This window comes from Rhizobium lentis (assembly GCF_017352135.1).
GTDB lineage: Bacteria > Pseudomonadota > Alphaproteobacteria > Rhizobiales > Rhizobiaceae > Rhizobium > Rhizobium lentis.
Genome location: NZ_CP071455.1, coordinates 282,576 through 300,376 on the forward strand (window position 1 = coordinate 282,576; position 17,801 = coordinate 300,376).

Below are 17,801 nucleotides of genomic sequence, written 5' to 3' on the forward strand. Positions count from 1 at the left end.
GGCTACGGTCCCTCGGTCTCTCTGATCTTCCGCCGGGAAGCTTCCTCCCCGGTTGTCATCTCGATATCGGGCGTCGACGTTCCGGCAACTTGATCAGGTCCGGCTCGTGGCCGATCGAGATCACCGCTTTCCCCGGCCGCTTGAAGCAGCGCCGCATCGTCCCTGTCATCTTGCTCAAGCAGGTCTCGCAGCGTCTCATGCTCGTCCTCGCCGGCCAGCTCATCGCAGGCTTGCATCCAGTGACGCAGGTCCGCACCTTCAGGGCGGCCTTCGGCTTCCCATATTTCATAGGCGCGCCGCCGTATCTGCTCGTGTTTGTCTATGGCCATGGTCTTCTCCAATTCCGACCTGATGCGCAGCCTAAGCTTAGCTCCGGCCGGCCTAAAACGATCGCGTTCTAGGCCGCCATCTCCCGACAGCTTTCAGCGCAGCTTCGGCACGACGAGCCGAGCGGTCGGCCTTCAAGGCGAATTGATGGTGGGAAGAAAATCCTCCACCTGCTTGCGCTGATCTTTTGAAAGCGTCTCCACCCGCTCCTTCCAGAAGCGTTCGGCCGCCGGAGGATCCTCCTCCCATTGGCGAACAGTGGTGATGTTGTCGTCGATCTTGGACCGACGGCGCCCGCCGAGACTCAGATACTCCTTTGCGAGTTTGAGGCTCGGGGTTTCAGTGCCGCTATCGCGATCCAATGTCGAACTCGCGTTGCTGCGGGCTGCTTGCGAGGCTTTCTGACGATCGGCCTCGGCCCGCTGCGTGTCGAAGGAGCGCGCGTCGTCGGTTCCGCTCTCGGGTGTCGTGTCGGTTTTGAAAGTGCTCATGGATCACCTCGATTGCTGTGATCCAATAACCCTTGCCAGCGGCCAGAGTTCCGCACATCTGCGATTGATTTGAGCGGCTAATCGAGCCGGACCGGCCTGCCGGCAATCAGTGAACGGCCATGCTCACCATGCGATAGGGATGCACCGCCTCGAACTGCGAGATCATCGCCGTTGCCTGAAGCAACACGCGCTCGGCATTCTCGGGATCGTCCCGGGCGAGCTCGTCGGCGTTGACGCGGATCGCCTCGGCCATGTTGTTGGATAGGACAGCAAACTGCATATTGCCTTCGACAAGAGCCTCGCGCGCCGTATCCTCCAGCGTACGAGCGATATCGACGAAGATTTCCTCGCGTTCCTCGACACTGAGGTCTTTGATTATATTGGTCTTCTCTTCCATGTCACTCACTCCTGAGACGTGGGACGGTGATCGAGCTCATCGAGCCTCGATCGCCTGAGAGCTAGGAATGCCGAAATCCGCTTTCAACCCCTGGTGCAGTTTGAACTCGTCTTCGAGACGAGGGGGACGACCATCGTCTTATGTCGAACGCAGGAGCGGGTCTTCTGTTCCCGGGGAGGATCGTTGGCAGTCGTCATCAGAGAGTGCTAATTTTTCTTCTGCTCCTCTTGAAATCGAAAAACCCCCGAACCAGATCATTCGCGCAAGGCGCGCGCGCGTTTACGCATGTCGTGTCGCCAAACCGCTGTACATTTGGCGACATGCGCTAGCTGCCGATGAAGGAGTGAGGACATGGCTGCTAAAGAAGTCAAATTCAACGTCGAAGCCCGCGAGAAAATGCTGCGGGGCGTCGAGATCCTGGCCAACGCCGTGAAGGTGACCCTCGGCCCGAAAGGCCGCAACGTCGTCATCGACAAGTCCTTCGGCGCGCCGCGCATCACCAAGGACGGCGTTTCGGTCGCCAAGGAGATCGAACTCGAAGACAAGTTCGAAAACATGGGCGCCCAGATGGTCCGCGAGGTTGCTTCGAAGACCAGCGACATCGCCGGCGACGGCACCACGACTGCGACGGTGCTCGCCCAGGCGATCGTCAAGGAAGGCGCCAAGGCCGTGACCTCGGGGATGAACCCGATGGACCTGAAGCGCGGCATCGACCTCGCCGTCAGCGCCGTCGTCGCGGAACTGAAAACCAACGCCCGCAAGATCTCCAACAATTCCGAAATCGCGCAGGTCGGCACGATCTCCGCCAATGGCGACGAAGAGATCGGGCGCTTCCTCGCAGAAGCGATGGAAAAGGTCGGCAATGACGGCGTCATCACCGTCGAAGAAGCCAAGACTGCCGAAACCGAACTCGAAGTCGTCGAAGGCATGCAGTTCGACCGTGGTTATCTGAGCCCCTACTTCGTCACCAATGCCGACAAGATGCGCGTCGAATTCGAGGACCCCTATATTCTCATCCACGAGAAGAAGCTCTCGAACCTGCAGTCAATGCTTCCAATTCTCGAAGCTGTCGTTCAGTCCGGCAAGCCGCTTCTCATCATCGCTGAAGACGTCGAAGGCGAAGCGCTTGCAACGCTCGTCGTCAACAAGCTGCGCGGCGGGCTGAAGATCGCTGCCGTCAAGGCGCCGGGCTTCGGCGATCGCCGCAAGGCCATGCTCGAAGACATCGCCGTGCTGACCGCCGGCACCGTCATCTCCGAAGATCTCGGCATCAAGCTCGAGAATGTGACGCTCGATATGCTCGGCCGGGCAAAGAAGGTCTCGGTCGAGAAGGAAAACACCACGATCGTCGACGGTTCGGGCGCCAAGTCCGACATCGAAGGCCGTATCGCCCAGATCAAGGCCCAGATCGAAGAGACCACCTCCGACTACGACCGGGAGAAGCTGCAGGAACGTCTTGCCAAGCTCGCCGGTGGCGTTGCCGTCATCCGCGTCGGCGGCTCGACGGAAGTCGAGGTGAAGGAGAAGAAGGATCGTGTCGACGACGCGCTGCATGCAACCCGCGCAGCAGTCGAGGAAGGCATTCTGCCGGGCGGCGGCGTGGCGCTTCTGCGTGCGGTCAAGGCGCTCGACGCCGTCAAGACGGCCAATGACGACCAGCGGGTCGGCATCGACATCGTCCGCCGCGCGCTTGAGGCCCCGGCACGCCAGATCGCCGAAAACGCCGGCGCCGAAGGCTCGATCGTCGTCGGCAAGCTGCGGGAGAAGAGCGAATTCTCCTATGGCTGGAACGCTCAGACCGGCGAATACGGCGATCTCTATGCGCAGGGCGTCATCGATCCGGCCAAGGTCGTTCGCACCGCGCTTCAGGACGCCTCGTCCATAGCCGGTCTTCTCGTGACGACGGAGGCCATGATCGCCGAGAAACCGAAGAAGGATGCTCCTCCGGCAATGCCGGCCGGCGCCGACATGGGCTTCTGAGACAGGCCGCCGGCTCGCCCGGATCGGAAGATTTGGGCCTGCTCGGCCGATATCTCAATCCTTTTTTGGCGTCGCCACCGGGCGAGCCCTTTTTCCGAGGGAATGAAAATGGTTCAACCGATCGTAAACCGATCGCAGGTGCCGCTGGACTCCCGCGATCTCGAAACCTGCCAGCGTGTCTTCGACAAGCTCAGCGCCGATTTCGCAGTCGCAAGGGATAGCGACGAAGCCGAACGAATGGCGAGCATCATTATCGAACTCTACCGGCAGGGCGTGCGCGATCCCAATCACCTGCAGTCGATGGTCGAAGCGGCCCGCGGCCTCTTCGAACCGAGCGGGCGCCCGCCGGCTGCTCGGTGACTGCGCCGACTTGACAGGGCGTCAGCTTGGATTACCACACCGTCGACCATCTTGGATCGGCCCGAAAATCGATTCCGATTTTCGGGCCGATCCGCTACGGACAAAGTTCGAGTGCATTCCGAAGGTATCGAAATGATTCCACGCCTCCAGCCGAAGATTTCCGTTTCCCTGCCCGCCGCGGGGTTTTTCCAGCGGCTCGTCGAGGCGGGATTCGACGGCGACATCGAGACCGGCCCGGCGAGCCGAACCGTATTTTCGACCGACAATTCCATCTACCAGCTCGAGCCGACCGGCATCCTTTTTCCTCGAGGCGTGGAAGACCTGCAGGTCGTGACAGCCGTGCTCTCAGAACCGGCCTTCCACGGGATCAACATCGCGCCTCGTGGCGGCGGCACGGGCACAAACGGGCAATCGCTGACATCGGGCGTCGTGGTGGATTGTTCGCGGCACATGCGGTCCATTCTCGAAATCGATCCCGTCCGACGAGTTGCGCGCGTCCAGGCGGGCGTCGTGAAGGATCAACTGAACCAGGCGCTGAAACCTTACGGTCTTTTTTTCGCGCCCGAACTCTCCACCTCCAATCGCGCCACAATCGGCGGCATGATCTCCACCGATGCCTGCGGCCAGGGGTCCTGCCTCTACGGCAAGACCAGCAATCACGTTCTCGGATTGCGCATCGTGCTCGCGGACGGATCCGATTTCTGGTCACGCCCGCTCGATGCCGGCGCGCTTGAGGAGATTGCCGCAAGCAAGGACCGCGTCGGCAAGATCCACAGGACGGTAGAGCGGATCACCCGCGAAAAGCGCGACCGGATCGCCGAGATCTTCCCGAAACTCAACCGCTACATGACCGGCTACGACCTCGCCCATGTCAGGCGAGCCGACGGACGCTTCGACCTCAACGCCGTTCTTTGCGGCTCGGAGGGAACGCTGGCCATGATCGCCGAAGCCGAACTCAACCTTCTGCCGATCCCCGCCCATGCGGCGCTGATCAATATCCGCTACGGCGATTTCAATACCGCCCTGGAGGACGCCCGCAATCTCGTGGCGCTGAAGGTCGCTTCCGTGGAAACCGTCGATGAGAAAGTTCTCGACCTTGCGAGACGCGACATCGTCTGGCCCGGCATTGCTCGCTTCTTCCCGGATGACGCGGGCGGGACGACCGATGGCATCAATATCGTGGAAGTCCTCGCCGACCACGAGGCGGAGCTCGAACGCAAGCTTTCGGAAGTGACGGCAGCCCTTGACACCGGCGCAAATGCCCGCCACGCGGGTTACACGATTGCCCGAGGCCATGCCGAGGTCGAGGCGATCTGGTCAATGCGCAAGCGGGCCGTCGGCCTGCTTGGAAATGTGGAGGGGCCGGTCAGGCCCGTCGCCTTCGTCGAGGATACAGCCGTGCCGCCGGAAAATCTGGCGGCCTACATCCGCGAATTCCGCGCGCTTCTCGATAGCGCAGGCCTTTCCTACGGCATGTTCGGACATGTTGATGCCGGCGTCTTGCACGTGCGACCCGCTCTTGACCTCACCCGCGACGCTCATGTCCGGCTGGTTCGGGAGATCAGCGACGCCGTCGTGGCGCTTACCCGCAAATATGGCGGCGTGCTCTGGGGAGAACACGGCAAGGGGGTGCGTTCGGAATATGTACCCGAATTCTTCGGCGATCTTTATCCTAGCCTGCAGGAGATCAAGCGGGCTTTCGATCCGGAGAACCGGCTCAATCCTGGCAAGATCGCAACGCCTGCCGCTGAGGCGCTCACCAAGATCGACGATGTCCCGCTGCGGGGCGATATCGACCGCATCATCGGAAACGATATCCGCTCCGCCTTCGACAATGCCGCCTATTGCAACGGCAATGGCGCCTGTTTCGATTTCGACGAAACCAGCCCGATGTGTCCCTCCTATAAGGCGACGCGCGACCGGCGTTTTTCACCCAAAGGCCGCGCCGCGCTGATGCGCGAATGGTTGAGGCTGCTTGCCGAACAGGGCATCGATCCACGTGATGAAGCGACACGCCTGCGGCGAAGCGCTCCGCTCGCCGGCCTCGCGCGACGCGCCTTCAACTCTTTGAACCCTGCAAACCAGGCTGATTTTTCCCACGAGGTGCGCGCGGCGATGGACACCTGTCTCGCCTGCAAGGCCTGCGCCGGGCAATGTCCGGTGAAGGTCAGCGTGCCGGCCTTCCGCTCGAAATTCCTGGAACTCTACTACGGGCGCTATCTCCGGCCGCTGAAGGACCCGCTGGTTGCTGCGATCGAGACGACCTTGCCGCTCGTCCGGCGCATCCGGCCTGCCTATAATCTGGTCGTCGGCACGCGCGCCGGCAGGGCGATGATGCGCATGGTGGGGCTGACCTCCCTGCCGCGTCTGTCACAAATCTCCCTGGCGAAGGAAGCCGCCCGCCTCGGTGTGCCGGTTGCGACCGCGCAGACGATCGAAGCGCTATCCCCGGCTGAACGGCAGCGGCGCGTCGTCTTCGTCGCCGACAGCTTTACCGCCTATTTCGATCCTGACGTCGCTCTCGCCGCGATCGCTCTCGCCAGGAAAATGGGACTCTCACCCCTCCTCGCTGCCTCCCATATCAATGGCAAGGCCCTCCATGTTCATGGTTACCTCGGACGCTTCGAGGCCGCCGCCCAGCGGACCGCACGCTATCTTCAGCAACTTGATCATGCCGGTATGACCCTCGTCGGGCTCGATCCGTCGATGACGCTCGCTTTCCGCAGCGAGTATAAGGGCATGCTGCAGGCTGCAGTCCTTCTTCCACAGGAATGGCTTGCCGCCAATCTCGACCGGGTTGCCGCTTCGCCTTCTGTCGTTGAGGGCAACAGCTTCCGACTAATGGCGCATTGCACCGAACGCACCAACGCACCGGCCTCCGTCGCACAATGGCAAAATATATTCGAAAGCCTTGGCATTGACCTCCAGGTGGCACAAACCGGCTGTTGCGGCATGGCAGGAACCTTCGGGCACGAGGCCCGCAACCGCCCGATCTCCGAACGCCTCTACGCAATGAGCTGGAAGCCGGAGCTTGATGCGGCCGGCGACGCCGATATCCTCATGGCGACAGGATATTCCTGCCGTTCGCAGGTGAAGGAGATCGATAACCGGCGCATCCCGCATCCGTTTCAGGTCATCGCCCGGATCATTTCGGCAAAGACCGAAATCCGGTAGTTGCACATGGCATTTCCGCGGAGTTGACAACCAAGCCACGCCGCCTGCGACGGCGGCAGTCCGAGCGGCTCCGCGAGTTCACGCCACGGCCGCGATCGTGTCGCCGTCATTCGGCAGCAGCCGCGCCACGGCGCTCAAGAGGTCCGTCTGTGATATCAGGCCGAGGATTCGGTCGTCGTCGTCGACCACGATGACGGCATGCGTGCGCCCGTCCGTCAGAACGGGCAGCAGCGACAGAGCAGCATCCGAAGCTCTCGCCACCGCCGGTTTGGAGATCGCATGGGCAATCGTATCGCCGCCGGCAAACAATTCACGCAAGCCGAGAGTGCCGACCAGACGGCCTTCCGGATCCTTGACCGGCAAGGTGCGGATATTGTGCTTCAAAAGAAGATGGCGTGCGGCGTCCGGCTCGGATGTCTCGCCGATGGCGATCACGTCACGCGACATGATATCGGCGCAGCTTATCTTGCCGTTTGAGCGGATAGCCGCTTGCAACTCGACCTGCTGCAACAGTCGCCCGAGGTCTGCCCGATCGATATCGAAGGTTTCGTCGAGCGCTTCGAGGGCGGCATCGACATCTTCTTCGCGAAAACCCACCCGCACGGCAGATGGCGCATCGGTCGTCTGATGGGTGTTCTCCGCAGGTTTCGGGACGACGTGCGGATAGTTCCGCCTTGAAAGCTTGTGGAACAGCAGCCCAAGCCCGACGAGAATGCAGGAATTCAAAGCGACCGGCACGAAGGGAAACAGGAACCCCCAGCCGGCGACGACAGGACCGCCGAGCACGGCTGTCAGTGCTGCGGCCCCTCCCGGCGGGTGAAGGCACCGCGTGAACGACATCGCGCCTATGGCGAGCGAAACGCCGACGCCCGTCGCAATGATCGGATCACCTATAAAATAGGCGGCAATGATGCCCATCATGGCGGAAATCGTATTGCCGCCGATGATTGCCCAGGGCTGCGCCAGCGGGCTTGCCGGCACTGCGAAAAGCAGCACCGCCGACGCCCCCATCGGCGCGACGAGCAGCGGAAGATGCGGTCCTTGGCCGAACAGGTAGCCGCTGATGACGCCGGTGAGACCGATGCCCAGCAGCGCGCCGAAACACGCGATCAATCGTTCTCTTAATGTCGCGCCGGCCAGGATGGGCGAAAACAGGCGAAAGCGAGGAAAACGGCTCGACCCGACCTTTGGTGAAACGGGATGCTGCATGCGAAGACCAATGTAAGCGAGGATTGTCTGGGGCGAAGGAGAAGACGGAGGAGCTAGTTCGTCGCCAGCCTGATACCTCCGCCTTTCCCAGCGCTGAGCACTTCACGGAAGGCACTGAACGCGCTGGGGCGATCCTCCCTGCGGTAGATCAGCAGCGTCTCGACGGGCCCGAGCTGATGGGTCTGGACGGCCGTCGGCCAGTGCATGAGATCAAGCACGGATCTCGGCATCACACCCGCCGTATTCCCGGTCGCAACACTCGCCAGGATCGCATGGTAGGAGCCGAGCTCGCTCGTCGGCAGGGCGCTCGATTTGCGCGCCCAGTTTTCGGCGATCCGGCGATAGGTGCAGCCGGGTTCCAAGGCCGCGAGCGATCCGACACGCAGGTCGGCGGCGGATTTGATGACGGGATGCCCGGATGGCAGCACGATCAACAGATCTTCGACGAAGATCGTCTCCATTTCCAGCGCCTCGAGTTCGGCGTCGAAATCCAGATCCTCCTCGCGCATCGTCTTTGGCGGGCGGGCAATCAGCGCGCAATCCAGCACATCAGCCAGGACGTCGCGGGCCAGATCACGAGACGCGCCCATCGTCAGATGCAGCGACACGTCGGGCCACATCTGGTTGAATTGCGTCAGCGCCGCAGGCAGCCTGCTTGCCGCCGTGCTCTCCATCGTGCCGACGCGCAGAGTTCCCGATGGGGCGAGAGGACGCACGGCCTGCCGCGCCTGGAGCGCAAGCGCCATAAGCCGGTTGGCATAGGCGAGGAATGTCTCACCCTCGCGTGTCAGCGTCATCTTCTTGCCGTCACGACTGAACAGCAAAGCGCCAAGATCCTCCTCCAGCTGCTGGATGCGCGTCGTCACGTTCGACGGCACCCGCCCGACGGCCTTTGCCGCCTTTGTCACGCTGCGGTCGCTGGCAACGGCGAGGAATATCTCGATCGACGAAAGGTCCAATGAAAAATCTCTTTTCCAGAATTAGAGCGATTTATAATTCTCTATATAAAAATCATCTCTTGAGCTCAAGCGGGTTTCGGCACCGGGCGATAGCGCCGGAACGGGGTGGCGCCTGAAGGTTCCCGGCTCCGACTTGCTCGTTCAGACCTCCATGCCATCCGCAGACAAACAGGCAAGGGATTGCCGAAAAAAAGATCGCTGCGCCGCCGAAATAGCCATGCAAGCCGCGATATGGTCTCCGCCGCACGGTGTTTTGCGAGCTGGCATGCGGATTGCTTCTGTATGCTTACCTGCAGAGCGATCGGCCCGATGTTGCACCTTGTCCTGACTTGTCTACTTCTGAGCGTCGCTTCGGGCCTGAGCATGCGGCGCTTTCTTCTGCCATATTTTCCAGGCGGCGACCTTTCAGAAAAATCCGCTCCCGTGACGATCGTCGCAAGCGCCGTCTTTCTGGCAGCGGCCGCCTTCACTGTCTCCGATCAGGGCCTTTGGGCCAAGTCCGTCATCCTCATGCTCTGCCTTTTACTGGCAGCACTGCTCGACGACGCCCGACCGAGGCTGACTATCGCCCTTTCCGTCGTCAGCCTGGCAGCCTATCTCGGGCTACGCTCAATTGGCTGAGCCCGTCCGTCTTGTGCGAGCATGCCAGCGGCGACGAGACCGTACGGCTTCATTTCTCGACGCCCGATCGAGACCTGCAGCCACCTGTGAAACTCATTCCTCAGCAGTCGCATCGTTTCCACCGCGGTTCGCAAAGTCCCGCGAAAGACATGGGAAGGATGGGTTCGAGCGGCCCTTAGAATGATCTTCGTGAAGGAATAATTTCGTATTATTATTCTTTCTGCCTGAATATTTTTCGGAGCGAACCGATTCAAGAATGGGAGAGGGGCGATGATCGGGAATCAGGAGGGAAGAAGGATCTGGTCGCAGTGGTATGCCTGGCATCCCGTCGTGCCGATCGACGATACGGTGTTCTGGCTCGAGACCGTATACCGGCGAGAAACCGCGGAAGGCCTATGGCAATATCGTTCGTTCCGGCCCGAATTCGAACGAACCCAGGCTTCGGCCGCCTTGCCCATCTGTCCCGGCGCTTGATGCCCTGTCAACCTAGCGCCTGACTGACGAGCGCATAGGTCTTCGGCTGATGCTCCGCTTGATGTCCCGGATTCGGCAGCCAGGGCTCGCCCAGCGACATGGTCGTCACCATGTCGTAGATCGCAAGGCCGCAGCGGGAGAGGAAATCGCCGAATATCCCGCCTTTCTCGCGTGTGTCGAGGCGCAGGAATGCGCCTGCATGCTCGACCGCATGCGGATGGATGACGGCAATCGCGTCTGCGTCACTGCTCGCCACCACCGGACCGACGACATGGCCGCGCCCGAACCTTCGGCAAAGTGAGAAGGCCTCGATCCGGCCGCCGCGGACCAGCACGACGCCCTTGGAACTTGCTATAAGGCGAGCCAGAAGCAGCCTGCGGTCGGTGCCGAAGGCCACGCGATCCAGGTCCGCGATCGGCCCTAGATCTCCAGCGTCCAGGGGGCGTACGACGGCACCGTCCGACAGTTCCACATCCGGCGGCAATGTCGCTTCACCCTGGCATTGATAGACGGGCGCCTCCGACACAAAATCCAGGGATAGATAAAGGCGTCGCGCCGCCCGTGTCGAGTTCAGCCCCAGATTGCGTCCAGCGACCTGGTCGAGCGCGTGGCGCATCAGCCATTGCCCGGCGCCGTTGGCCTGCAGGCGCGGCGAGGTGATGACCATACCGATCGTGGCGAAGCGATCATCATAGGGAAACCACATGGCGGAGCCGAGGATGCGGCCGATTTCATCGATGGCCGCGATACCCTGGCCGAATTCGCGCAGGAACTGCCAGTCTTCCCGGCGATGAGGCCAGGCGACGGACATCGAAAGCGCATGGAGTTTGTCGAGGTCGACGCTGTCGATCCCGGCGATGCGCGTCTCAAAACTATCGACCAATCTGGATTCGGATGTCAGTGCACTCACTACCCGCCCTCCTGGCGCGTGTCTGGCCCCTTGGGAAAGCCGCCGAGGATATTCCTTTATAGAGATTAGGACGGATCGCGCGATACAATCGACTGGCGAAGCCCGCGCAAACACAACAATCATCCAAATCCGATGCACTTTCAGCAAATAAAGCCTGGGCGGGCCTCTACAGTCATAGCCCGAACCCGACCGCCGGCAGCGCCGTGATGGCCAGAGCCCGGTAGCGATACGACGTGAGAAGGCTTATGCAGGCAATTGAAATCCTCGAAAGGCTTGTCGGCTTCCCCTCCGTCGTCGGTACACCGAACGGCGAGATCGTCGGCTGGATTCGGCATTACCTGCAAAATCACGGCATTGCCATCACCGAGCTTCGCGGCCCCGAGGGTGACCGGTCGAACCTCTTCGCGACAATCGGCCCAAGGGAGATGCCCGGCTACATCCTCTCCGGTCATATGGACGTCGTTCCCGCCGCAGAAGACGGGTGGAGCAGCGATCCGTTTCGACTCCGCGCCGAGGCGGGCCGCCTCTACGGTCGCGGAACCACCGACATGAAAGGCTTTCTAGCCGTCATGCTTGCGGCCGTTCCTGCACTCGCGGCGGCACAACTCGGCCGGCCCATCCACCTCGCCTTTTCCTACGATGAGGAGGCGGGTTGCCGCGGCGTCCCGCACATGATCGCGCGCCTGCCTGAGCTCTGTGCCCATCCGCTTGGCGCGATCATCGGCGAGCCGAGCGGCATGCAGGCGATCCGCGCCCACAAGGGCAAGGCCGCAGCCCGGTTGACGATCCGGGGCCGGTCCGGTCATTCCTCGCGCCCGGACCAGGGACTGAATGCAATCCATGCCATGACCGACGTCTTGGCCTGCGCCGGCGCCGAAGCGGAACGCCTGTCCAAAGGCCCGTTCGAGCATGTGTTCGAACCGCCCTATTCCTCGCTTCAGGTCGGCACGCTGAAGGGCGGCCAGGCGGTCAACATCATTCCCGAGACCTGCGAAGCCGAGTTCGAAGCCAGGGCGATTTCCGCGATCGACCCGGCCACGCTACTGACGCCGCTTCGGGCGGTGGCCGAGGCGCTGCCGCGGCGCGGCTTCGAGGTGGAGTGGCGCGAACTCAGCGCCTATCCGGCGCTGTCGCTTGCCGCCGAAGCGCCGCTTGCACGCTTGCTTGAAGAACTCACCGGCGTGGAGCCGCTCGACGCCGTCAGCTACGGCACCGAAGCCGGTCTTTTCCAGCGGGCCGGCATTGACGCGATCATCTGCGGGCCGGGTGACATCGCCCGTGCTCACAAGCCGGACGAATTCATAATTGCCGATGAACTGCTGGCCTGCCAGGCGATGGTCGAGGCGCTCGCCCGGCATTGCATCCGCTGACGATTAAGGAGCCGATGCAATGACCTTTCTCTTCAATTCCGATGCGAAGCGCGGCGCCATATTCGCCGAGGCCTTCGCGCGCGAACTGCCGGACATTGCCTTCGCCATTGATCCGGCATCGGTCGAACCGGAATCGATACGCTACCTGATCACCTGGACTGTTCCGGATGATCTCGTGCGCTACCGCAATCTCGAAATCCTCTTTTCGATCGGCGCCGGCGTCGACCAGTTCCGCATCGATGCGGTGCCTGCCGGGGTCAAGGTGGTGCGCATGGTCGAAGACGGCATCATCAGAATGATGCAGGAATATGCGACGCTCGCCGTGCTCGCTCTCCATCGTGATCTGCCCGCCTATCTCGACCAGCAACGGCGCCGGATCTGGCAGCCGATGACACCGGTGCAGGCCACGAAACGCCGTATCGGAGTACTCGGGCTTGGCATGCTGGGAAGCGCGGTGCTTAAGAGCTTGCGGCCCTTCGGCTTTCCACTGTCCGGCTGGAGTCGTACTCCCCGCATCATCGACAGCGTTCGATGCCTCAGCGGCGGCGAGGGACTCGAGGTCCTGCTTGAAACCAGCGATATTCTCGTCTGCATGCTGCCGCTGACGGAGGAGACGCGCGGCTTTCTGAATGCCGAACTCTTCGCCAAGCTTCCGTCCGGGGCAGCACTCGTTCATGTCGGCCGCGGCGCCCAGCTCGATCATCAGGCGCTCGTCGACGCGCTGAACGCCGGACATCTCTCCGGCGCCGTCGTCGACGTCACCGATCCGGAGCCGCTGCCGGCTGACCACGCCTTCTGGAGCCATCCGAAAATTCTGCTGACGCCGCATATTGCCAGCGTCACCCAAGCTGAAACCGCCGCGGCCGCCGTGATCGGCAACATCAGACGGCATCGCGTCGGCCTCGACCCGATCGGGCTGGTCGATCGCAGCCGAGGCTACTGATTCATCTCCCCACACATCTGACCCCGGAAAGGAAACCCATGTCCCTGCTCAAGACAATCGACGTCAACCCATCCCAGGCGCCGCGCGAGTCCGGCCCCCTCCCCGAGCGCCTGATCTCGGGCAATCCAACCTACAAGACCTGGGCGCAGGATGTTGCTCGCGCAGACACGGTTCATACCGGCGTATGGGAGGCGACGCCCGGTGAGACTCGATCCATCAAGGGCGAGACATTCGAATTCTGCCATATTCTTTCAGGCTTGGTCGAACTCACCCCCGAAGGCGGAGAGCCGGTCGTCTACAAGGCCGGCGACAGCTTTGTCATGAAGCCGGGCTTCGTCGGCGTCTGGAAGACGATCGAGACGGTCCGCAAGATCTACGTGACCGTGACGTGACTGCGACGCGGAGCGCGGTTTTCCGCGCGCGGACGGTGCGGCATCGGTGCCGGGCATCCGCCGTAGATTTGACTGACGGCGGCGCGCAAAACGCAATTTTCGACCGTCGCAGCATTCCCGGTCGATGCATGCTGCTCGCTTTCCCCAGCTAGGCTTGTTCTCAGCTCACGGCGAGGACACGCAATGACACTCAGCTTCGATCCCAACACGATCTCCCTGCCTGTCGGACATTTCATCGGCGGCCGTCTGGTTCCGGCCGAAGCCGTCATCGACATGCATCGGCCTTCCGACGGCAAAGCCTATGCGGGCTGCCCGCTCGCCGACGCGGCGCTCGTGGACCAAGCCGTCGAGACGGCAAGGGGGGCGTTAGACAGGAGCAATTGGGGCGGCGTGCGGCCGCGTGAGCGCACCACGGCGCTACAGCGCTGGGCTGACCTGATCGAAGCCGAGGCAGAAACTCTCGCCAGGCTTGAAGCGCTCTCCTCAACCCGCCCCGTCGGCCATCTCGTCGCCGGCGATATCGCCGTCACCGCCGAGCAGATCCGCTTCTTTGCCGAATTCGCCGACAAGGAAGGCGGCGATCTCGTCCCGACCGACGACGCGAATTTCGGCATGATCGTGACGGAGCCCTATGGTGTGGTCGGCGCCATCACACCCTGGAATTTCCCCTTGTCGATGGCGGGCTGGAAGCTTGGCCCGGCACTGGCGGCGGGCAATGCGGTGGTGTTGAAACCATCGGAAATGACGCCGTTCTCGACACTCTATCTTGCCGAGCTTTCGGTGCGGGCCGGCTTGCCCGCCGGCCTCGTCAACATCGTCCTTGGTGACGGCCCGACCACCGGCACCGCCATCACCGGACATCCGGGGATTTCCAAAGTCAGCTTCACCGGCTCGACGACGGCCGGCGCGGCGATCATGGCCAATATTGCCAGGACGGGCGTGAAGCCGATGACACTGGAGCTCGGCGGCAAGAGCCCGCAGTTGGTCTTTGCGGATGCCGATCTCGATCTCGCGGCAGGCGCCATCGCCGCCAGCATTTTGTCCAATGCCGGCCAGGCCTGCATATGCGGATCCCGCCTCATCGTCGAGGCGAAGATAGCGGATGCACTCGCGGCCGCACTCATCGCGAGGCTGGCGGCAATCCGCCCCGGCCCCACCTGGGACGAAACGACCGATTATTCGCCCGTCATCTCCGAACGCCAGATCGCCCGCATGGACGGCATCATCCGCGCCGCGATCGACGGCGGGGCCGAATGCCTCACCGGTGGCCGCCGGCTCGATCGTGAGGGCTATTTCTACGCGCCGACCCTGATTTCGGGCGTAACGGCAACATCACCCGCGGTTCTCGAGGAAATCTTCGGGCCGGTCCTGACCATCCAGACCTTCGAGACGGAAGAGGAGGCGCTGAGCCTGGCAGATCATCCATCCTATGGCCTGGCCGCCGGTCTCTTCACCCGCGATCTCTCCCGTGCGATCCGCCTCACCCGCCGCCTGCAGGCCGGCACCGTCTGGGTCAACCGCTACGGCCGCTCGCGCGACCATATCCTGCCGACCGGCGGCTACAAGCAGTCCGGCATCGGCAAGGACCTCGGCCGCGAAGCCTATCATGCCAACCGCAAGAGCAAGAGCGTGCTCATCAGCCTTTAAGGAGCTGCGATGAAGACCTACAGGATTGCCCTTCTGCCGGGAGACGGCATCGGCCGCGACGTGACCGACGCTGCCTGGGCCGTGCTCGAAAAGACTGCCGGATCGAGCGGGTTTTGTCTTGAAGCGACCCGCTACCCCTGGTCCTGCGACTACTATCTCGAAAACGGCAGCATGATGCCCGCCGACGGGATCGAGACGCTGAGATCCTTCGACGCCATCTTGCTCGGCGCCGTCGGATGGCCCAGCAAGGTGCCGGATTCCGTGTCGCTGCATGGGTTGCTGCTGCCCATCCGCAAGGCTTTTGTGCAATATGCCAACATCCGCCCGCACAAGCTGCTGCCCGGTGTGCTGGGACCGCTGCGGTCGCAAGACTTCGACATCCTGTGCATCCGTGAAAACACCGAGGGCGAATATTCCGGCGCCGGCGGCCGCGTGCATCAGGGCACAGACAGCGAGGTGGCGGTCGAAACCTCCATCTTCACCCGAAAGGGGGTCGAACGCATCCTGCGTTTCGGCTTCGAGCAAGCGCGTGCGCGGCGCGGTAAACTCGCGTCGGTGACCAAGTCCAACGCGCAGAAATATTCGATGGTCTTCTGGGACGAGATCACCCACCGCCTCTCCGCCGAATATCCCGATGTCGAAGTGACGAGCTACCATATCGACGCCATGGCCGCCCGTATGGTCATGGCGCCCGATAGTCTCGATGTCGTGGTTGCATCCAACCTGTTCGGCGACATTCTGACCGACCTCGGCGCCGCCATCCAGGGTGGGCTCGGGTTTGCGGCATCCGCCAACGTCAATCCTGATCGCCGGGCGCCGTCGATGTTCGAACCCGTCCACGGTTCCGCGCCCGATATCGCTCATCTCGGCATCGCCAATCCGATCGCCGCCATCTGGTCGGGAGCGATGATGCTGCAGCATCTGGGGGAAACGGCTGCGGCCGGAAAGGTGATGGCAGCTATCGAGGCAACGACCGCACGCGGCATCGGCGCAATCCCCGGCAAAGACAAGACCGATGCAATCACGGCATCGGTGCTTTCGGCACTTGACTGATCAATGGAGAACTAAATGAACGGACTAAGGGATGAGAGCCTGCTTCGCCAGCAAGGGCTGATCGACGGAGAATGGCGTGCGGCCGCAACCGGGCGCATGATCGAGGTGATCGACCCGGCGACGCAGAATGTGCTGGGCATGGTGCCCGACATGGACGGAGCCGATACGCGGGCGGCAATCGCGGCGGCGGAAAAGGCCTTCGGTCCATGGCGGGCAAAAACCAATGCCGAGCGCGCCGCTTTGCTGGAAGCCTGGCACGATCTGATGATGGACAATATCGAGGATCTGGCGCTGATCCTGACCCGGGAACAGGGCAAGCCGCTGACGGAGGCGCGCGTCGAAATCCGTTACGGCGCCTCGTTCATCAAATGGTTTTCCGAGGAAGCGCGCCGCATTGGCGGAACGACCATCCCCTCGCCCACCGCAGAGCGGCGGATCGTCGTTCTGAAGGAGCCCGTCGGCGTATCGGCGATCGTCACACCGTGGAATTTTCCAAATGCGATGATCACCCGCAAGGTGGGGCCAGCACTTGCGGCCGGTTGCACGGTCGTCATCAAGCCATCGGAGCTGACCCCCTTCTCGGCACTGGCGCTCGCCGTACTGGCGGAGCGCGCCGGCATCCCCAAGGGGGTGATCAACATCGTCACCGGCATGCCGACCGCAATCGGCAACGAGTTGATGACGAACCAGACCGTCCGCAAGATCTCTTTCACCGGCTCAACCCGCGTCGGGTCGCTGTTGATGCGCGGCGCGGCCGACAGCATCAAGCGGCTCAGTCTCGAACTCGGCGGAAACGCGCCTTTCATCGTCTTCGACGATGCCGATCTCGACCTTGCCGTGGAGGGCGCCATCGCATCGAAATTCCGCAACGGTGGACAGACCTGTGTCTGCGCCAACCGCCTTCTCGTCCAGTCCGGCGTCTACGACGCCTTTGCCGCCAAACTCGGCGCGCGGGTCTCGGCCATGAAGGTCGGGGCAGGCACTGAGGCCGGCACCGATATCGGACCGATGATCAACAAGGCTGCGATCGACAAGATCAAGCGTCACGTGGATGATGCGGTGGAAAAGGGAGCCAAGATCCTCGCCACTGCCGGCTCCATGCCGGTCGGCGATCAATATGCGGCGCCGATGGTGCTCGGAGGCGCAACGACCGAGATGCAGCTTGCCACCGAAGAGACATTCGGACCCGTTGCCCCTCTCTTTCGCTTCGACACCGAGGAGGAGGCGATCCGCATCGCAAATTCCACTCCCTTCGGCCTTGCGGCCTATTTCTACACGGAGAGCCTGAAACGGTCCTGGCGGGTCGGCGAGGCGCTCGAATTCGGCATGATCGGCCTGAACACGGGCGCCATCTCGACTGAGGTCGCTCCGTTCGGCGGCGTCAAGCAATCCGGCCTCGGGCGCGAGGGCGCCCAATGCGGCATTGAGGAATATCTTGAAATGAAGAGTTTCCACATCGGTGGGCTCTCCTGACCGGCAAGAAGACAAAGGGCG

General features: G+C 62.3%; 17 protein-coding genes. 11 read left to right on the forward strand and 6 right to left on the reverse strand.

Annotation, left to right across the window (positions count from 1 at the left end; all coding sequences use genetic code 11):
• Positions 1 to 2 precede the first annotated feature (2 nt).
• The 3 genes from J0663_RS23480 to J0663_RS23490 form a co-directional block, all read right to left on the reverse strand.
• Positions 3 to 329: a DUF2934 domain-containing protein gene (locus J0663_RS23480; RefSeq protein ID WP_207245330.1), complete on the reverse strand. Its 327-nt coding sequence runs from the start codon at positions 327 to 329 to the stop codon at positions 3 to 5.
• 132 nt (positions 330 to 461) lie between these two features.
• Positions 462 to 818 carry a hypothetical protein gene (locus tag J0663_RS23485; protein ID WP_207245331.1) on the reverse strand — a complete coding sequence of 119 codons (357 nt, stop codon included), beginning with the start codon at positions 816 to 818 and terminating at the stop codon, positions 462 to 464.
• Between the two features lie 106 nt (positions 819 to 924).
• On the reverse strand, positions 925 to 1,215 hold the full coding sequence (locus tag J0663_RS23490) for a hypothetical protein (protein ID WP_207245332.1): 291 nt from the start codon (positions 1,213 to 1,215) through the stop codon (positions 925 to 927).
• Positions 1,216 to 1,566: 351 nt separating this feature from the next.
• Between J0663_RS23490 and groL the strand changes: the two genes are divergently transcribed.
• The 3 genes from groL (at position 1,567) to ydiJ (ending at position 6,729) form a co-directional block, all read left to right on the forward strand.
• Positions 1,567 to 3,195, forward strand: coding sequence for a chaperonin GroEL (gene groL / locus J0663_RS23495; protein ID WP_207245333.1), 1,629 nt, complete (start codon positions 1,567 to 1,569; stop codon positions 3,193 to 3,195).
• Between the two features lie 108 nt (positions 3,196 to 3,303).
• Positions 3,304 to 3,555, forward strand: a complete 252-nt coding sequence (locus J0663_RS23500) for a hypothetical protein (RefSeq protein WP_207245334.1) — start codon at positions 3,304 to 3,306, stop codon at positions 3,553 to 3,555.
• 132 nt (positions 3,556 to 3,687) lie between these two features.
• On the forward strand, positions 3,688 to 6,729 hold the full coding sequence (gene ydiJ, locus J0663_RS23505) for a D-2-hydroxyglutarate dehydrogenase YdiJ (RefSeq protein ID WP_207245335.1): 3,042 nt from the start codon (positions 3,688 to 3,690) through the stop codon (positions 6,727 to 6,729).
• Positions 6,730 to 6,807: 78 nt separating this feature from the next.
• Here the strand turns inward: ydiJ and J0663_RS23510 are convergent, their stop codons facing one another.
• Complete coding sequence (locus J0663_RS23510) at positions 6,808 to 7,938, reverse strand: HPP family protein (RefSeq protein ID WP_207245336.1); 1,131 nt, start codon at positions 7,936 to 7,938, stop codon at positions 6,808 to 6,810.
• 53 nt (positions 7,939 to 7,991) lie between these two features.
• The gene (locus tag J0663_RS23515; protein ID WP_207245337.1) at positions 7,992 to 8,897 is read right to left on the reverse strand and encodes a LysR substrate-binding domain-containing protein; all 906 of its coding nucleotides are present in this window, start codon (positions 8,895 to 8,897) and stop codon (positions 7,992 to 7,994) included.
• 309 nt (positions 8,898 to 9,206) lie between these two features.
• Between J0663_RS23515 and J0663_RS23520 the strand changes: the two genes are divergently transcribed.
• Both J0663_RS23520 and J0663_RS23525 read left to right on the forward strand, forming a co-directional pair.
• Positions 9,207 to 9,518 (forward strand): hypothetical protein, encoded by a 312-nt coding sequence (locus J0663_RS23520; protein ID WP_207245338.1) that lies wholly within the window; start codon positions 9,207 to 9,209, stop codon positions 9,516 to 9,518.
• A 270-nt stretch (positions 9,519 to 9,788) separates the two neighbouring features.
• Complete coding sequence (locus tag J0663_RS23525) at positions 9,789 to 9,992, forward strand: hypothetical protein (protein WP_207245339.1); 204 nt, start codon at positions 9,789 to 9,791, stop codon at positions 9,990 to 9,992.
• 7 nt (positions 9,993 to 9,999) lie between these two features.
• Here J0663_RS23525 and J0663_RS23530 read toward each other — a convergent pair whose 3' ends face one another.
• Positions 10,000 to 10,902, reverse strand: a complete 903-nt coding sequence (locus J0663_RS23530) for a GNAT family N-acetyltransferase (protein WP_246590445.1) — start codon at positions 10,900 to 10,902, stop codon at positions 10,000 to 10,002.
• Between the two features lie 245 nt (positions 10,903 to 11,147).
• Between J0663_RS23530 and argE the strand changes: the two genes are divergently transcribed.
• The 6 genes from argE (at position 11,148) to J0663_RS23560 (ending at position 17,780) form a co-directional block, all read left to right on the forward strand.
• On the forward strand, positions 11,148 to 12,272 hold the full coding sequence (argE, locus tag J0663_RS23535; RefSeq protein WP_207245341.1) for an acetylornithine deacetylase: 1,125 nt from the start codon (positions 11,148 to 11,150) through the stop codon (positions 12,270 to 12,272).
• 19 nt (positions 12,273 to 12,291) lie between these two features.
• A complete protein-coding gene (locus J0663_RS23540) occupies positions 12,292 to 13,215 on the forward strand; it encodes a 2-hydroxyacid dehydrogenase (RefSeq protein ID WP_207245342.1) in 924 nt (307 codons plus the stop codon).
• Between the two features lie 38 nt (positions 13,216 to 13,253).
• The gene (locus tag J0663_RS23545; protein WP_207245343.1) at positions 13,254 to 13,607 is read left to right on the forward strand and encodes a cupin domain-containing protein; all 354 of its coding nucleotides are present in this window, start codon (positions 13,254 to 13,256) and stop codon (positions 13,605 to 13,607) included.
• Between the two features lie 183 nt (positions 13,608 to 13,790).
• Complete coding sequence (locus J0663_RS23550) at positions 13,791 to 15,254, forward strand: aldehyde dehydrogenase family protein (RefSeq protein WP_207245344.1); 1,464 nt, start codon at positions 13,791 to 13,793, stop codon at positions 15,252 to 15,254.
• Between the two features lie 9 nt (positions 15,255 to 15,263).
• Positions 15,264 to 16,307, forward strand: coding sequence for a tartrate dehydrogenase (locus J0663_RS23555; protein ID WP_207245345.1), 1,044 nt, complete (start codon positions 15,264 to 15,266; stop codon positions 16,305 to 16,307).
• Between the two features lie 15 nt (positions 16,308 to 16,322).
• Positions 16,323 to 17,780, forward strand: a complete 1,458-nt coding sequence (locus J0663_RS23560) for an NAD-dependent succinate-semialdehyde dehydrogenase (RefSeq protein WP_207245346.1) — start codon at positions 16,323 to 16,325, stop codon at positions 17,778 to 17,780.
• Positions 17,781 to 17,801: the final 21 nt, after the last annotated feature.